Origin of the sequence: Sodalis ligni, from assembly GCF_016865525.2 — a bacterium.
GTDB lineage: Bacteria > Pseudomonadota > Gammaproteobacteria > Enterobacterales > Enterobacteriaceae > Acerihabitans > Acerihabitans ligni.
This window is the reverse complement of record NZ_CP075169.1, coordinates 3,085,888-3,101,854: the sequence shown is the minus strand read 5'-3', so window position 1 is coordinate 3,101,854 and position 15,967 is coordinate 3,085,888. Positions and strand designations below refer to the sequence as shown.

Here is a 15,967-nt window from a genome sequence, read left to right as displayed (position 1 = left end):
CAAATTGAGTGATAAAGTGCTGCGAATAGCATAATGAAGAAAGGGATTAAGGGGCCAGGCGGTCGATGCGCCAGCCCGCGTCCTGGCGCTGATAGATAAACCGATCGTGCAGCCGGTGTTCACCTCCCTGCCAAAACTCCATGGTATCGATAACCACGCGATAACCGCCCCAAAAACTGGGCAGCGGCACTTCGCCCTGCTGGAATTTCTGTTTCAGCTCGAGGAATTTGCTCTCCAGCACCCCGCGGGTGGAGATGCGGCTGGACTGTTGCGAGACCCAGGCGCCGATTTGGCTGTCCTTGGGCCGGCTGTGAAAATATTTCAAGACCTCAAACACCGACAAGCGTTCCGCGCGGCCCAGCACCATAACCTGGCGCTCCAGGCTATGCCAGGGAAAATGGAGGCTGATGCGGTTGTTGTGCGCCAGCTGCGTTGCCTTGCGACTGCCCAGGTTGGTATAGAATACCATGCCGGCGGCGTCGAAGTGCTTGAGCAGAACCATGCGCTGATAGGGTTGTCCGGACTCGTCCACGGTCGCCACGCACATGGCGGTGGGATCGGCGAGCTGCGCCTCGCAGGCCTGCCTGAGCCAAAGCTCGAACAAATCCATCGGTTCCGCCGTTAAATCCGCCCGCCGCAAGCCGCCGCGGGTATATTCCCGACGCAGGTCGGCGATATCAATTTTCTGTTCAGTCATAATGGTATATAGCGTGAAACCGTGGCTTTATTGTGCGCCGCGTGGTTAAAAATCTCAATCATTTACCGCTCTCCCCGTTCAGGATGCAATCATCAATGATGACGCGTCCATCGCGCTCGATAAATGCCCGATTCCCTTTCGACCAGAAGCTATAGTGGCCGTTATCGTAGCGAACGCCCGAAGCGGAAGCCACCTGCGGCAAGGTTAACTGTTTGCCGTCAAGTATCAGGCTGACCTGCGACAGCCGGTTATTTTGCCGTACCGTCAACGGCGTGGTGCCGCATTGATAATGAAGCGCCTGCACGTCGGGGCCGCGGTGCAGACGGGAACAGGCGCCGGTGGCGAGCACGCTTAGCACGGTCAGGCAGAAAATCACTCTTTTCATTATTTTGCTCCCGGTTGAACATGTGGATAAACGATGTCCCTGTTCAGACCGGATAAATCGCTCCGAGCAAGGTTTCCCGGCTGGCGCCGGTCACCGAAGGCAAGTTCCCCGGCAAACCCGACAGCGTGCGGCAGGCAAGCCAGGCGAATGCCAAGGCCTCCATATCGTCGCCGCTGACGCCGTATTTGTCAGTAGGACTTACCTCAATTCCCGGCAGCAGCGCCGACAGCCTGGCCATCACCAGCGGATTGCGGACGCCGCCGCCGCAAACCAGCAAATGCTCACAGCCGCCGGATAACATGACCTGCTGGGAGATACTCCGGGCGGTGAGCTCAGCCAGGGTCGCCTGAACATCCCTCGGCGGTATCGGCATAAACTGGCCCAGTTGCTGGTTCAACCAGCCCAGGTTAAAGTGTTCCCGTCCGGTGCTTTTCGGCGCCGGCAGGGAAAAGTAGCGGTCGGCCAGCATCCGGCGCAACAGCTCCGAATGAATTTTCCCGCCTGCGGCCCAGATCGCGTCCAGGTCATAAGGCTTACCTTTCTGGCGCCAAATCCAGGCGTCCATCAGCATATTGCCCGGGCCGGTATCGTAACCGCGAATCGGCTGGCCCGGCAGCAACAGCGATAAATTGGCGATACCGCCGATATTGAGCACCATGCGCCGTTCCGTGGGATGGGCCAGCAGAGCGTGATGGAAACCCGGCACCAACGGCGCCCCCTGTCCGCCGTAGGCCATATCGCGGCGGCGAAAATCCCCCACGGTGGTAATCCCGGTCATGGCGGCAACCAGGTTGTTATCGCCGATTTGCAGGGTGCAGGGAAAATCGCCGCCGGGCTGATGCCATACCGTCTGGCCGTGACAGCCGATGGCGGTGACCTCTCTCGCATTGACCCCCGCGTTGCGCAACATTTTTATCACCGCCTCGCCGAACAACCTGCCCAACCGGGTGTCCAATTCCCCTAATTGGGATAAAGTCACCGCCTGCCCCTGGCACATGGAGAGTATCTGCTGTTTTATGTCCAGCGGAATCGGATGCGTGTAACTGGCCTGCTGCGCGACGGTATGCTCATCTATGGCGGCGAGCACCACATCGATGCCGTCGAGGCTGGTTCCTGACATGACTCCCACATAGCGACCTGTTTTCATTGAGCCGGCCTTGTTCCTTATAAAGAGGGTTTTGGTTATCATACTGTAATAACGTTAACATTTTTATCGAATGAGACCATCAAAAGCAGGCAAATAATTAAACTTGTTACAAAATCATGACGAAATAAGAAAAAGGTTAGCCGTAAAATCATTGCGAAAGTCACAAATTGGCGTCCGTTTATTCGCAGTTTATGATTTTTTCAATATTATCAACTACAGTAACTAAACTAGCCTTGTCTGATGTAGCATCACCCATCAGCGCAGCTATATTAGCATGAGTTCCGTCTGGGTTTGCCTTGGACGAACGTCGTACAATAGGAGTTTTCAATGATGAAACGTTTGCTCGTGGTCACCCTGGCTGGTTTGACATTGGTAGGATGTGCCAATAACAACGGCTTATCCGGTGATGTCTATTCTGCCTCCGAAGCCAAAGAAGTTCAAAGCGTGACTTACGGTACCCTGGTTGGGGTCCGTCCGGTGCAGATCCAGGGTGGGGAAGATTCAAACATTATCGGCACCATCGGTGGTGCGGTATTGGGTGGTTTGGTGGGCAATACCATCGGCGGCGGCGGCGGCAGAGGTGTCGCTACCGCCGCCGGCGCGGTAGTGGGCGGCGTCGCCGGACAGAACGTCGGCAGCGCCATGAACCGTACCCAGGGTGTGGAGCTGACCATTCGCGAAGATGACGGCAGAACCATCATCGTCGTACAAAAACAGGGGCCGACCCGCTTCAGCGTGGGCCAACGCGTCGCCATGGCCGGCAACGGACGCGGCGTGACCGTTTCGCCCCGCTGACACAGCGGCATGTCTTGATTTCTCCCCTACTGTTAAGGCTGTGGGTGAAAATCAATGGTACGACATCATTCACATCTGTCTATATAAAGAACCGGCAAAATATGCCGGTTTTTTATATGGAACATATGCAACACACCCAACCTGATCAGGATTTATTTATAAATTCCATGGAAATTCTTCTCTGGCCTGGCGATCATATTACTCAAAAATTTAATTTTTTTTTCTGAGATCCCCGCCAGGATTTCATCTCTGGTACTATTTATAACATGATTAACTTCTTTGATGATTGGCTCGGCGGACTCCGTCAATTTTATACGTTTCGCCCGCCTGTCATTGGCGCAGGTATGCCTGGTGATGAGTTTCTTCTCTTCGAGCTGATCAAGCGTCCGGACCAAGGAGGGCTGCTCGATGCCGATGGCTTTCGCCAATTGAATTTGCGACTGCTCAGGGGGCAATTGGCAAATATTATGCAGCGTGATCCAATGCGTTTGTGTAAGCTCTAAAGGTTTTAAGCGATGGTCAATCAGTGCGCGCCAAACACGAACAAGTCGCGCCAAATCAGATCCTAATGGCGATTCCAATTCTCTCTCCTTATAATTAAGCTGATTAAGCTTGTTCCCTGGATTCCCATCCATTCTAATGGGTGGAATGGCAAAATACAAATATATATATAAATATGGCGAAACTTAAGTTGAGATGGATGTAATATGCATGTTATTCCTTTGATAAAATGGATGTTACCGAAGAGCGCATATGTTTTCGAAACATCCGGTGAATCGGATGAATTCACTCTCCTTCCTTCGCATTTTCCCACCTGGTGTAGGGTAATCTCTGGAAACGTTCAATAATCCGTTCCTCTTTGCGACTACCTTAACCCTTTCATATTGAGGCAGATCATATGCCAAGCGGATTATTCATAACTGTAACACTATTATTGTCATTGAGCGTGATTTATTGTTAATTTAAGTTAAATGAAGACATAACAAATATCAATATTTCATGTATTCAGGGTAATAATGTAATTTTAATATATAAGTAGCTACTAATTAGTTCGTAAAATAATATTAATCAGTACCACTAATATCTCATCAATACTCACCTCAGCGTCAAAACAGGCTGGGTTGATCCGGGTCGTCCCCAAGAGACTCCGCCGTTTTAGCGGCCCGCGCCAGGCGCAAATAACGCTGGCGGCATAAACGCAGTACCTCCTTTTTCTGGTTGTCATTCATCCCCATCCAGTCAAAGCGCTCTTGCCGGGAACGGAAACAGCCAATACAGTAGCCGCGGGCGTCCGACTGGCAGATACCGCGACAGGGACTGGGTATGGTGAAAAACTCAAGCTGTTCCGGCACAGGCCCTCCTTATTTACTTTCATTGAAGACGTTATTTACCCAACTGGCAAGATTTTTTGCCCTCGCCCGCCCGTCCGACATACTGTAAAACCGCCGTCCCACGGTCTATACTGGCGACTACCTTTTCTGCGGCGGACATTACACCGTCATGATCCCAAGAGGATATTATGCGCCTGCTACATACCATGCTACGAGTTGGAAATTTACAAAGATCTATTGATTTCTATACTAAAATACTCGAAATGCGCCTATTGCGCACCAGTGAGAACACTGAATATAAATACACGCTGGCGTTTGTCGGCTATACCGAAGAAACCGAAGGCGCAGTTATTGAATTAACCTATAACTGGGGAGTCGACAGCTACGATCTCGGCAGCGCCTATGGCCATATCGCCCTGGGCGTAGATAATGTCGCCGCTACCTGCGAACGCATCCGCCAGGCCGGGGGCACGGTTACCCGTGAAGCCGGACCGGTGAAAGGCGGCACGACCATCATCGCCTTTATCGAAGATCCCGACGGTTATAAAATAGAATTGATCGAGCAGCGTCACGCCGGCCTGGGCCTCGGGCACTGACATATTGGCCACGGCCGGGCGGTGGCGGTCGGTAATGCGCCGCACATCATAAATCCGCGAATGCTTAAAGTTACATCGTAACGGACGGGACCCAAGACAGGGGTCCCTATTCAGGATTATCTTTCCATTTTCCGTTTAATCACCGCACTATTCCATTGCGGGCAGCCAATGAAAATGGATTCGCCATGCATACCGGAACAAAATTTGCCATAATGCGGGCTGTATTTCTAAATAGTAAGAACAGGCATGGCTGAAATAGACGATGTAAATTCCCTTCGCGGCCGTTTCCGCGGCTTTTATCCGGTTGTCATTGATGTAGAATCCGCAGGCTTTAACGCCGCTACCGACGCCTTGCTCGAAATTGCCGCCGTGACATTGAACATGGATGTAGAAGGCTGGCTCGTGCCGGACCAAACGTTGCATTTTCATGTCGAACCTTTCCCCGGATCCCTGTTACAGCCGGAGGCGCTGGCGTTTAACGGCATCGATCCGTCCAATCCTTTACGCGGTGCGGTAAGCGAATACGATGCGCTGCATGAAATCTTCAAGATGGTGCGCAAAGGCATAAAGGATCAAGGCTGCAACCGTGCGGTAATCGTGGCCCATAACGCAGGTTTTGATCATGGTTTCCTGATGGCGGCGGCGGAACGCGCCAATCTCAAACGCAACCCGTTTCATCCTTTTGCCACCTTCGACACCGCGGCGCTGAGCGGACTGGTGCTTGGGCAGACCGTATTGGCGAAAGCCTGCGCCGCCGGAGGAATTGAATTCGACAGCCGCCAGGCCCATTCGGCCCTGTACGATACCGAGCGGACCGCCGAGCTGTTTTGCGAACTGGTGAATCGCTGGAAGCGTCTCGGGGGTTGGCCGGTACCGCCGCTCGGCGACGATAGCAGCGGCGAAACTGATTAAATCAAATCACGGAGATGGCCGAAAAGCGGGAGAGCATGTTTGTTTTGACCATAAAATCAAAGCCAATCCCAGCGATAGGATTGGCTTTTATCTTTTCTGAACGCTCAGGCTAGAAGCCCTCACTGACTCAATTGGACGGCTGATCTTCCTGAGAACCGTATTTCACCGCGGTTTCTTTGATAAGCGGCTGTAGCTCGCCGTGCTGATACATTTCAAGAATGATATCGCAACCGCCAATCAATTCACCATCCACCCATAATTGCGGGAAGGTCGGCCAATTGGCGAATTTCGGCAGTTCGGCCCGAATATCCGGATTCTGCAGGACATCCACATAAGCGAAACGCTCGCCGCAGGCGGAAAGCGCCTGTACCGCTTGCGCGGAAAAACCGCAACCAGGCAATTTCGGAGAGCCCTTCATATAAAGAAGAATCGGGTTTTCAGCAATTTGCTGCTGAATTTTTTCAATCGTCGTCATTGTCTCGCTTCCTCAAGCCATAAGCTGGCCTTATCTGCTCTGGGCGGGATTATGCTCAGAATCACTATTCTAACGATTACCGTATAAATAGATAAACGTTTTTTTGCCCGCCATAGCCCGCACGGACAAAGATGCGCAGCACCTTAATAAAGGATAACACCAAAGGCGGCCTTTTACCCGGCGCCGGGGCATGGATGCCAAACTCTTTTTAACAATTGAAAACTGTTGAATTTTGCGCCAAATTATGCCGATGAATGCAACAAATATGCAGTCGTTCACGTTTATTCACAATATGATGATAATTCATGATGCAAAGTAGGGGTAAATAGCTTAAATTCCTTTGAGGCATTTATAACCCCTCTTTGGGGCCACAGAGGATAGCGTTAATCATGCGTTTATGCTTTACGCTTTTGTGTTGCTTTTACTCAGTTATTTTTCAATTTGGCGCATGCCGCGCCCAATGCCGGTATCAATGCCGACCAGCGAAAATCACAGTCCAGTACGGCTAAAACAGGTGACCGACGCAAACGAAAACCTCTTAAAGAGGTGTTGAAGATAACCAAAAAAAGCAAACCGGTGACCGAGCAGAAAATCACCCGTCATAGCACAGACAAACCAAAAGAGCTCGTTGCTGAAAAAAGCAGCAATAAAAAATTACATTCCATACCCGTCGCCAAAGCGAAAGAGCCGGCCGTCGAAAAAAACCACGTTAAAAAATTGCACCCAATCCCCCCCGAAAAAAAAATAGCCAATTTTACCCCGCCGAAAAAAGGCTACAAAAAGGGTTACGGCAGGCATCGGATGAAAGAAAGCGCCACGCTCGATCTCATTGCCAACGACCAACCCATCATCATGAGCGACAGCCACAAAAAACGCTATCAACATGCCAAATTGACGGCGATGAACAAGCTGATGTCCCAGATGGGCAAGCCTTATCGCTGGGGCGGCATGTCACCCAATACCGGGTTCGATTGCAGCGGCCTGATCTATTATGCTTATAAGGACGTGGTACGGATTCATATGCCCCGTACCGCCAATGAAATGTTCCATTTACGCGATGCGGCGCCGGTGAAGAAAGACGATCTGGAAAGCGGCGATTTGGTTTTCTTCCATATCACCAACCGCGGCGCGGCGGATCATGTGGGCGTTTATTTGGGCAACGGACGGTTTATCGAATCCCCCCGCACCGGCCGCGATATCCGCATCAGCTATCTGAATGAAGATTATTGGGCGGATCACTATGTCGGCGCCCGCCGGGTCGTGACGCCGAAAACCATTCGCTGAAAGGAAAAAAAGGCGCCTGGGCGCCTTAATTCATTACCGCGGTAAAGCTGAACGCAATGATCACCAGCAAGGAAAATACCGTGGTCATTAATGACAATTTGAAATCGCTGCTCATCACTTCTCCTTATCACTACACCTGTCGCTGAACGGGATATCTTTACACCCGTAGGTTGTAAGCAGTGTCGCATAACCCGATTAAAAAAGCTTGCCGGGCAGCAACTCCCGAGCATATTTATCTTTATCGCTTTCACTTTAGTGCCGAATCAAGGAAAATTGGCGGTTTATTTATTTCGGCGTACAGGAGTTCTACACGCATGGCAACCATTAAAGACGTGGCGAAACGCGCCGGGGTATCCACCACCACGGTGTCACATGTCATCAATAAGACGCGATTTGTGGCGCAAGAGACCAAGATCGCCGTTTTGGAGGCCATCGGGCAGCTGCACTATTCCCCCAGCGACGTGGCGCGCAGCCTTAAGATCAACCGCACAAAATCCATCGGCCTGCTGGCCAGCTCAAGCGAAGCGCCCTACTTCGCGGAAATTATCGAGTCGATTGAGCACCACTGTTTTGTGCGGGGATATACCCTTGTGCTGTGCAACTCCCATAACGATCTGAACAAACAGGGCGCCTATCTGGCGATGCTGGCGCAAAAACGGGTGGACGGGTTGCTGGTGATGTGCGCCGAATATCCCGAACCGTTGCTGAATATGCTGGAAGAGTATCGCCATATCCCCATGGTGGTCATGGATTGGGGCGAAGCTCGCCGGGATTTCACCGATACCATTATCGACAATGCCTTCGCCGGAGGTTACATGGCGACCCGCTATCTGCTTTCCCGGGGGCATCGCGATATCGGCGCCATACCCGGCCAACTGGCGCGTAATACCGGGGGCGGACGTCATCGCGGCTACCTGCGGGCCCTGGAGGAAGCCGGCATCGCCATTCCCCATCAATGGATTGTGCAGGGGGATTTCGAACCGGAATCCGGCTATCAGGCCATGAAACTCATTCTGTCCAGGCCGCAAAGGCCCACGGCGGTATTTTGCGGCGGTGATATCATGGCCATGGGTGCAATGTGCGCCATTGATGAAATGGGCATGAAGGTTCCCGATGACATCTCAATTATCGGTTATGATAATGTGCGCAATTCGTGCTTTTTTACCCCGTCATTGACTACCATTCATCAGCCCAAAGAAGAGCTGGGCGAGGCCGCGCTGACCATGCTGCTGGACCGTATCACCAGCAAACGGGAAAACGCCAGGATTATCGAAGTGCATCCCGCCCTGATTGTACGCCGTTCGGTGGCCGACGGCCCGTTTCGCTCCTGAAGGGCGGCACACGGCCTCCTGAGCCCCTTATCAAAGGTGATTCGCTCCCGAATGTAATAATATATTTCATACCGCCGAATGTGCCTGATGAGTTATTGTTCCGATAGGAAATCATTAACTTATCTGTGAAATACATTATTCTGTCAGCTATTGTCTAAACCGGAATGCAGGCTTATACTCAATATCGTTAACAAATATAACGAGTTGTCTAATAATTTTGCTTTAAAAGAATGTCGTGTTTTTACATGGCGTCATCCTATTTATGAAGCGCCCGTCTGACAAACAGTCTATTGGTGTTTTTATATTCCTCTGTTTATTGTGGTACATCCGACACCACGGATACCCGTGGATGATTATAAAAGCCCGCAGGTATCGGCTACGCTTTTCCTGACGGGGTTATAACAGAAGAAAGGTGATGGAGAAGCTATGAGTTCCTCGTGTGTTGAAGACCTGAGCTTTCATGATAATGCTTGGTATCGAATCATCCATGAAATGCTTGCTGAGGCAGGTGTAAAGATCAACGGAGCAAGGCCGTTTGATATTCATGTCAAGAACCCGGAATTTTTAAACGCGTGCTAGAGGACGGGTCATTGGGGTTGGGTGAAAGTTACATGGACGGCTGGTGGGAATGCGAGCGACTGGATATCTTTTTTCAGCGCGTTTTAAGAGCCGGTTTGGAAAATAAGCTTCCCCGGCATTTCAAGGATGTTATGCGCGTTGCCGCCGCGCGGCTCATGAATCTTCAGTCTAAAAAACGGGCTTGGATTGTCGGCAAAGAGCATTATGACCTCGGTAATGATCTGTTCAGCCTGATGCTGGATCCCTATATGCAGTATTCGTGCGGCTATTGGAACAAGGCCACCACCCTGGAGGAAGCGCAGCAGGACAAGCTTAGGATGATCTGCGAAAAGCTGCAGTTGAGACCGGGCATGACGCTGCTGGATGTGGGCTGCGGCTGGGGCGGGCTTGCCGCTTATGCGGCCAAGAACTACGGTGTTTCGGTTCAGGGGGTGACTATCTCCGCTGAACAGCAGAAACTGGCGCAGGATCGCTGCGAAGGTTTGGACGTCACTATCTCTCTGCAGGATTACCGCGACCTCAACGTGCAATTCGACCGTATCGTTTCGGTAGGCATGTTTGAGCACGTAGGTCCGAAAAATTACGCCACCTATTTCGACGTAATTGATCGCAACCTGAAACGCGACGGCCTTTTCCTGCTCCATACCATCGGCTCCAACCAGACCGATATGAACGTGGACCCCTGGATCGACAAGTACATCTTCCCCAATGGCTGCCTCCCTTCCGTGCAGCACATCGCACGGGCCAGCGAGAAGCATTTTGTTATGGAGGACTGGCATAATTTCGGTGCCGATTATGACAAAACGCTGATGGCCTGGTATGAACGTTTTCTCGCCGCCTGGCCGACGTTATCAGGAAATTATTCGGATCGGTTCTTTCGGATGTTCTGCTACTACCTGAATGCCTGTGCCGGCGCTTTTCGCGCCCGTAACATCCATTTATGGCAGGTATTGTTCAGCCCGCAAGGGGTTGAAGGCGGGATTCGTGTGCCCCGCTAAGCGTTCATTGCGGTACGTTCTTTTGGACTTTCCGCTCCAACGCTTTATTGCCCTGGACGGGCAATAAAGCGTCCCTATCCCCACTGTCGGGATATAGCGTTTTACCTCATTTTCACTTCGTGTCCGGCAGCGACGGCCAGTGCGGCCTCCCGCTGCGCCAAGACCCGTTCAACGGTGTCCACAACCGCCTGGGTTTGCGGATCGATTTCAATATTCACCCGGTTTCCCAGGCGTTTCTTGCCAAGTGTTGTCCTGGTGAGGGTTTCGGGAATCAAATGGACGCAAAATTTATCCGCGGCAACCTCTCCGATGGTCAGGCTGATGCCGTCGATACCGATATAGCCTTTGTACAGCACATATTTCATCAACTCCTTGTCCGGCATTTTAAACCAAATCTGCCGGTTGTTTTCCGAGGTGGCGATTTTAACGATTTCCGCGCTGCACATGATATGGCCGGACATGACATGGCCGCCAATCTCGGCGTTGAACGTAGCGGCACGCTCCACGTTCACCTCATCCCCCACCTGTAATTCCCCGAGGTTGGTAATGCGCAGCGTTTCTTTCATCAAGTCGAAGCTCGCCACATCTCCCTTGATGGCGCTCACCGTCAGTCAGCAGCCGTTGTGGGCCACCGATGCCCCGGTCTCAAGCCCGTCCAGCAGCGCCGGCGGCAGTTTAATGTAATGCGTGCGGAAGTTGGTTTTTTCATCAATTTCCACCACCGACGCGGTGCCCTGAACAATACCCGTAAACATGGCCTTGACCTCTTTTAATGACACCTTAAAAAGATGGGTATTATATTGCCCCAATTTCAGGTGAAAACCAAATACCCTCCCGCGGCGAAACGCTATGCACGGAAAATGTGCATTATTGCACTGGTATAAAGCAGGGAATCCATTACACTATGCCTCAGAAACGCCGCATAAATTACCGCTTAAATTCACCCATAATCATTAATTTATCTGCAGCTTGTATTATTTTTAATCCATAACTTCATAGGTGCCTGCGTGCAGAAGTATTTCCTCGAGGCGCGTACATTATTGTCGCTGGCCTTACCGGTTATCCTTGCGCAAATCGCTCAAACCGCCATGGGCGTGGTGGATACCGTGATGTCCGGCTCCGTAAGCGCCACCGACATGGCCGCCGTCGCCGTCGGTACTTCCATCTGGCTGCCCGCTATTTTATTCGGCCACGGTCTTATCATGGCGCTAACGCCGGTCATTGCCCAACTAAACGGTTCCGGCCGGCGCGATCGCATCGCCTTTCAAGTGCGCCAAGGGTTTTGGCTGGCCTTGTCCGTCTCGCTGCTGATTATGTTCCTTTTGTATCATTCCAGGTTTGTCATCGGCAGGATGCATCGTGTCGATCCCGCCCTGGCGCAAAAAGCCGTCGCCTATCTGCATTTTCTGCTGCTCGGGGCGCCGGGGTATCTGTTTTTCCAGGTGCTGCGCGGCCAATGCGAAGGTCTTTCCAAAACCAAGCCAGGCATGGTCATCGGTTTCCTCGGCCTGGCGGCAAATATCCCGATCAATTATGTGTTTATCTACGGCAAGCTGGGTATGCCGGCCCTGGGCGGTGTGGGCTGTGGCATCGCCACGGCGTCGGTGTATTGGATTATGTTTGGGGTAATGTGGCTGTATGTGCTCCGGGCCGGCACCTTTGCGGATTTCCGTACCGCCGTCGCTATCGTGCTGCCGCACTGGCCGACCCTGCGGCGTTTGTGCTCGCTGGGATTGCCGGTGGCATCCTCGCTCTTTTTCGAGGTGACGCTGTTTGCCGTGGTGGCGCTGCTGGTGACGCCGCTGGGCATTGTGTCCGTTGCCGGTCATCAAATCGCCCTGAACTTCAGCGCGCTGATGTTCGTACTGCCCTTGTCAATCGGGGTGGCGGCCACGATCCGCGTGGGCTTCCGCCTGGGTGAAAACAAGGTGGACGAAGCGCGGGTCGCCGCCTGGACCAGCCTGGCCGCCGGCGTGATGCTGGCCTGCGTGACGGCGATACTCACCTACCGGTTCCGGGTGCATATCGCCAGCTGGTATAATGCCACCCCGGCGGTAGTGAGCATGGCATCGCATTTGATGTCCCTGGCGGCGCTTTATCAGATTTCCGACTCAATCCAGGTCATTGGCAACGGCATCCTGCGCGGTTACAAAGACACCCGGTCGATATTTTTTATCACTTTTACCGCTTACTGGCTGCTGGGCCTGCCCTGCGGCTATGTTCTGGCGCTGACGGACTATGCGGTCCCCGCCATGGGCCCCAGCGGTTTCTGGATAGGTTTTATTATCGGCCTGACCTCGGCGGCAATCATGATGTCAATGCGCATACGCTGGCTGCAACGTCAGCCGCCGCTGCAGATTCTCCACCGCGCGGCGCGCTGAAACCATCGCTGGCAACGCGTCCCGGCGTGGACAAAAAAACGGCTTCCTGCACATTACGTCGGCAGTTGGATGACCTGGCGGGGAAAAAACGGTTTTTCCCCTTGCAAGGGTTGATAATGCCCGTTAATATTCGTCCCGCTGTCAGACTGGCAGTGTTGTCCGGTATGCGTTCTTAGCTCAGTTGGTTAGAGCACCACCTTGACATGGTGGGGTCGATGGTTCGAGTCCATTAGAACGCACCATCCTTAGTGCGTCCGTAGCTCAGCTGGTTAGAGCACCACCTTGACATGGTGGGGGTCGGTGGTTCGAGTCCACTCGGACGCACCATATCCATTGTTTCCTTTCTTTTCTGATTTAACCCCTTTTTCCGTTTAAACTTCCATCTCACCCCATCATCAGGCCGTTTGCGCCGATGCTTTAATATATTTGTAACATGGGACGGTTGGACATGAGTTAATTCCGTAGTACATATGTACAATAGTTGAAAACAAAATTTTGCGTATATGCCAAAAAGTCGCTTTTGACGCCTAAAGCATTATTTGCGCTGTTTTTATCTTGTGTCCGCCGCCTCAATAACTATAATACGAAACGTTATTTCAATTGAATGGTTTCAGCCGATTGATTAGCCCCATACTAATTAAAATAGTCTTGCCTGTTAAACGTCCCCGCTTTACCGGGCGACTTGTTTACATTTTTTCATCTCTTTCTCACTTTTGTCACCTATCCTTGAACGTAGGGAACAGGCTCGCCGAGCTGCATATTTTCATCGTCGATACTCACCGGCGATACACCAGATTCATCATCCATCACAACTTGCAGATACCATTGTTATGAAAAGACAAAATTGTTTGTACCATAGGCCCGAAATCTGAATCCGTAGAGATGCTGACCAAACTGCTGGACGCCGGCATGAACGTTATGCGTCTGAATTTTTCCCACGGCGACTATGAAGAACATGGTCAACGTATCAAGAATCTGCGATCCATCCTGGCAAACACGGGCAAAAAAGCGGCTATCCTCCTGGATACCAAAGGCCCGGAAATTCGCACCATGAAATTGGAAAACGGCAGCGACGTTTCGCTGTTGGCCGGCCAGAGCTTTACCTTTACCACCGATCAAAGCGTTATCGGCAACAAGGAACGCGTTGCGGTGACCTACACCGGCTTCCCGCAGGATCTTTCCATCGGCAACACCGTTTTGGTGGATGACGGTTTACTGGGCATGGTCGTTACTGAAAAGACCGATACCACCGTGGTGTGTAAGGTCCTGAATAACGGCGACCTGGGTGAAAACAAAGGGGTTAACCTGCCGGGCGTTTCCATTGCCCTGCCGGCCCTGGCGGAAAAAGACAAACGCGACCTGATTTTCGGCTGCGAACAAGGCGTCGATTTCATCGCGGCGTCATTTATCCGCAAACGCTCTGATGTTCTGGAAATCCGTGAACATCTCAAACAGCATGGCGGCGAACATATCCAGATCATATCGAAAATTGAAAATCAGGAAGGCCTGAACAATTTCGACGAAATTCTGGAAGCATCCGACGGCATCATGGTGGCTCGCGGCGACCTGGGCGTGGAAATTCCGGTGGAAGAAGTTATCTTCGCCCAGAAGATGATGATCGAAAAATGTAATCGCTCTCGTAAAGTCGTGATTACCGCGACCCAGATGCTCGACTCCATGATCAAAAACCCCCGCCCTACCCGCGCTGAAGCCGGTGATGTGGCGAACGCCATTATCGACGGCACCGATGCGGTTATGCTGTCCGGTGAGAGCGCCAAGGGCAAATACCCCCATGAAGCCGTCAGCATCATGGCCACCATTTGCGATCGTACCGACCGCGTTATGCCCAGCCGTATCGAAAGCATCAACGACAGCCGCAGACTTCGCATTACCGAGGCGGTTTGCCGCGGTGCGGTGGAAACTGCTGAAAAATTGGAAGCCCCGCTGATTGTCGTGGCGACCGAAGGCGGCAAATCCGCCAAAGCAGTGCGTAAATATTTCCCTAAAGCCGAAATCCTGGCGCTCACCACCAACGAAATAACCGCCCGCCAGCTGTTGCTGACCAAAGGCGTAACCTGTCAATTGGTGGACAAGATCGCTTCAACCGATGATTTCTACCGTATCGGCAAGGCGATGGCCCTGGAATGCGGCCTGGCGCAAAAAGGCGACATCATAGTGATGGTTTCCGGAGCCCTGGTGCCGAGCGGCACCACCAATACCGCTTCCGTCCATCAGCTGTAAGTCACCCTGTTTAAACCGAGCCCCCGCCTTGTTGGGGTTTTTGCCGACTGTTCGTACCCTCGAGGTTTAAGCACGGGCTTTCATCCCAGCTCCGCCTTGTTATAGCAACAGGTATACGCCATAGATTTGCACAACTGTTTGCTCACCGTCTTAAATATGTTAATTCTCGCGATTCGCACCAGTCCCGCCAATAAAATCAACCCGCACAGCACAAAATAAACGATACTTTTATCTCCCCTTTAATCAGAGTTATCTTATGGCACCTGGAAGTTAAGCCTCTTTTTTAACGTCTCTGTAAAACAAGACGTTTCTTTGAGCATTCGGTCGAAATTAATCGTTTTACTAGTAAAATTATTTCTCTTTCGAAAATACTTTGTGTAATACTTGTAATGCTACATGGAGATTAACTCAATCTAGAGGGTATTAATAATGAATCGTACTAAACTGGTACTGGGCGCGGTAATTTTATGTTCTGCTCTGCTTGCTGGCTGTTCAAGCAACGCTAAAATCGATCAGCTGTCCTCTGACGTTCAAACTCTGAACGCGAAAGTTGACCAGCTCAGCAACGATGTGAACGCTATTCGTTCCGACGTACAGGCTGCTAAAGAAGACGCTGCCCGTGCTAACCAACGTTTGGATAACCAAGCTCACTCTTATCGTAAATAAGAGCTGCCTTGTTTAGAAAATGGCGCACATTGTGCGCCATTTTTTTTGTGCCGGGTTTGCCTTCTCGTTTATCCTTAGGAACCCTTTCTGCCGCTGCGCTGCAAGCCCCAAATCCCCTCATAGCGCTGTTTTATCCTCTGACTGACACC

Annotated in this window: 15 protein-coding genes, 2 tRNA genes and 2 pseudogenes; 11 read left to right on the top strand and 8 right to left on the bottom strand. The window is 51.7% G+C overall.

What is annotated here, in order from left to right; translation table 11 throughout:
• Positions 1-46 precede the first annotated feature (46 nt).
• The 3 genes from pdxH to anmK are packed head-to-tail and all read right to left on the bottom strand — an operon-like array spanning position 47 to position 2,229.
• Positions 47-697, bottom strand: coding sequence for a pyridoxamine 5'-phosphate oxidase (pdxH, locus tag GTU79_RS14405; protein WP_203521423.1), 651 nt, complete (start codon positions 695-697; stop codon positions 47-49).
• 58 nt (positions 698-755) lie between these two features.
• On the bottom strand, positions 756-1,082 hold the full coding sequence (locus tag GTU79_RS14400; RefSeq protein WP_203521424.1) for an MliC family protein: 327 nt from the start codon (positions 1,080-1,082) through the stop codon (positions 756-758).
• Between the two features lie 43 nt (positions 1,083-1,125).
• Positions 1,126-2,229, bottom strand: a complete 1,104-nt coding sequence (gene anmK, locus GTU79_RS14395) for an anhydro-N-acetylmuramic acid kinase (RefSeq protein ID WP_203521425.1) — start codon at positions 2,227-2,229, stop codon at positions 1,126-1,128.
• 327 nt (positions 2,230-2,556) lie between these two features.
• On the opposite strand from anmK, the gene GTU79_RS14390 reads away from it, so the two are divergent.
• On the top strand, positions 2,557-3,024 hold the full coding sequence (locus tag GTU79_RS14390; RefSeq protein WP_203521426.1) for an outer membrane lipoprotein: 468 nt from the start codon (positions 2,557-2,559) through the stop codon (positions 3,022-3,024).
• Between the two features lie 152 nt (positions 3,025-3,176).
• On the opposite strand, the gene slyA is transcribed toward GTU79_RS14390, so the two are convergent.
• Together slyA and GTU79_RS14380 are read right to left on the bottom strand one after the other, a co-directional pair.
• Positions 3,177-3,605 carry a transcriptional regulator SlyA gene (gene slyA / locus GTU79_RS14385; protein WP_214514084.1) on the bottom strand — a complete coding sequence of 143 codons (429 nt, stop codon included), beginning with the start codon at positions 3,603-3,605 and terminating at the stop codon, positions 3,177-3,179.
• A 525-nt stretch (positions 3,606-4,130) separates the two neighbouring features.
• Positions 4,131-4,376: a DUF1289 domain-containing protein gene (locus tag GTU79_RS14380; protein WP_214514083.1), complete on the bottom strand. Its 246-nt coding sequence runs from the start codon at positions 4,374-4,376 to the stop codon at positions 4,131-4,133.
• A 167-nt stretch (positions 4,377-4,543) separates the two neighbouring features.
• Here GTU79_RS14380 and gloA point away from each other — a divergent pair, with 167 nt between their 5' ends.
• Together gloA and rnt are read left to right on the top strand one after the other, a co-directional pair.
• Positions 4,544-4,951, top strand: a complete 408-nt coding sequence (gene gloA, locus GTU79_RS14375; protein WP_203521428.1) for a lactoylglutathione lyase — start codon at positions 4,544-4,546, stop codon at positions 4,949-4,951.
• Positions 4,952-5,197: 246 nt separating this feature from the next.
• Positions 5,198-5,863 carry a ribonuclease T gene (rnt, locus tag GTU79_RS14370; RefSeq protein WP_132921591.1) on the top strand — a complete coding sequence of 222 codons (666 nt, stop codon included), beginning with the start codon at positions 5,198-5,200 and terminating at the stop codon, positions 5,861-5,863.
• A 127-nt stretch (positions 5,864-5,990) separates the two neighbouring features.
• Here rnt and GTU79_RS14365 read toward each other — a convergent pair whose 3' ends face one another.
• Entirely contained in the window at positions 5,991-6,338 is a 348-nt protein-coding gene (locus GTU79_RS14365; RefSeq protein ID WP_132921592.1) for a Grx4 family monothiol glutaredoxin, read from the bottom strand.
• 441 nt (positions 6,339-6,779) lie between these two features.
• On the opposite strand from GTU79_RS14365, the gene GTU79_RS30395 reads away from it, so the two are divergent.
• Positions 6,780-7,622, top strand: coding sequence for a C40 family peptidase (locus GTU79_RS30395; protein WP_253073608.1), 843 nt, complete (start codon positions 6,780-6,782; stop codon positions 7,620-7,622).
• 25 nt (positions 7,623-7,647) lie between these two features.
• Here the strand turns inward: GTU79_RS30395 and cydH are convergent, their stop codons facing one another.
• Positions 7,648-7,737, bottom strand: coding sequence for a cytochrome bd-I oxidase subunit CydH (gene cydH / locus GTU79_RS14355; RefSeq protein ID WP_132921595.1), 90 nt, complete (start codon positions 7,735-7,737; stop codon positions 7,648-7,650).
• Positions 7,738-7,936: 199 nt separating this feature from the next.
• Between cydH and purR the strand changes: the two genes are divergently transcribed.
• Together purR and cfa are read left to right on the top strand one after the other, a co-directional pair.
• Positions 7,937-8,953, top strand: a complete 1,017-nt coding sequence (purR, locus tag GTU79_RS14350; RefSeq protein ID WP_132921596.1) for an HTH-type transcriptional repressor PurR — start codon at positions 7,937-7,939, stop codon at positions 8,951-8,953.
• Positions 8,954-9,379: 426 nt separating this feature from the next.
• Positions 9,380-10,530: pseudogene (cfa, locus tag GTU79_RS14345) on the top strand (cyclopropane fatty acyl phospholipid synthase).
• Between the two features lie 101 nt (positions 10,531-10,631).
• Here the strand turns inward: cfa and GTU79_RS14340 are convergent.
• Positions 10,632-11,285 (bottom strand): annotated as a pseudogene (locus GTU79_RS14340) (riboflavin synthase subunit alpha).
• A gap of 252 nt (positions 11,286-11,537) precedes the next feature.
• On the opposite strand from GTU79_RS14340, the gene GTU79_RS14335 reads away from it, so the two are divergent.
• From GTU79_RS14335 to GTU79_RS14315, 5 genes are all read left to right on the top strand, one after another.
• Complete coding sequence (locus GTU79_RS14335; protein ID WP_214514082.1) at positions 11,538-12,911, top strand: MATE family efflux transporter; 1,374 nt, start codon at positions 11,538-11,540, stop codon at positions 12,909-12,911.
• Positions 12,912-13,077: 166 nt separating this feature from the next.
• Positions 13,078-13,153 (top strand) — tRNA-Val (locus GTU79_RS14330).
• Positions 13,154-13,161: 8 nt separating this feature from the next.
• Positions 13,162-13,238: transfer RNA gene (locus tag GTU79_RS14325), tRNA-Val, on the top strand.
• A gap of 555 nt (positions 13,239-13,793) precedes the next feature.
• Positions 13,794-15,152, top strand: a complete 1,359-nt coding sequence (gene pykF / locus GTU79_RS14320) for a pyruvate kinase PykF (RefSeq protein WP_214514081.1) — start codon at positions 13,794-13,796, stop codon at positions 15,150-15,152.
• 429 nt (positions 15,153-15,581) lie between these two features.
• A complete protein-coding gene (locus GTU79_RS14315; RefSeq protein WP_203521432.1) occupies positions 15,582-15,818 on the top strand; it encodes a major outer membrane lipoprotein in 237 nt (78 codons plus the stop codon).
• Positions 15,819-15,967 lie beyond the last annotated feature (149 nt).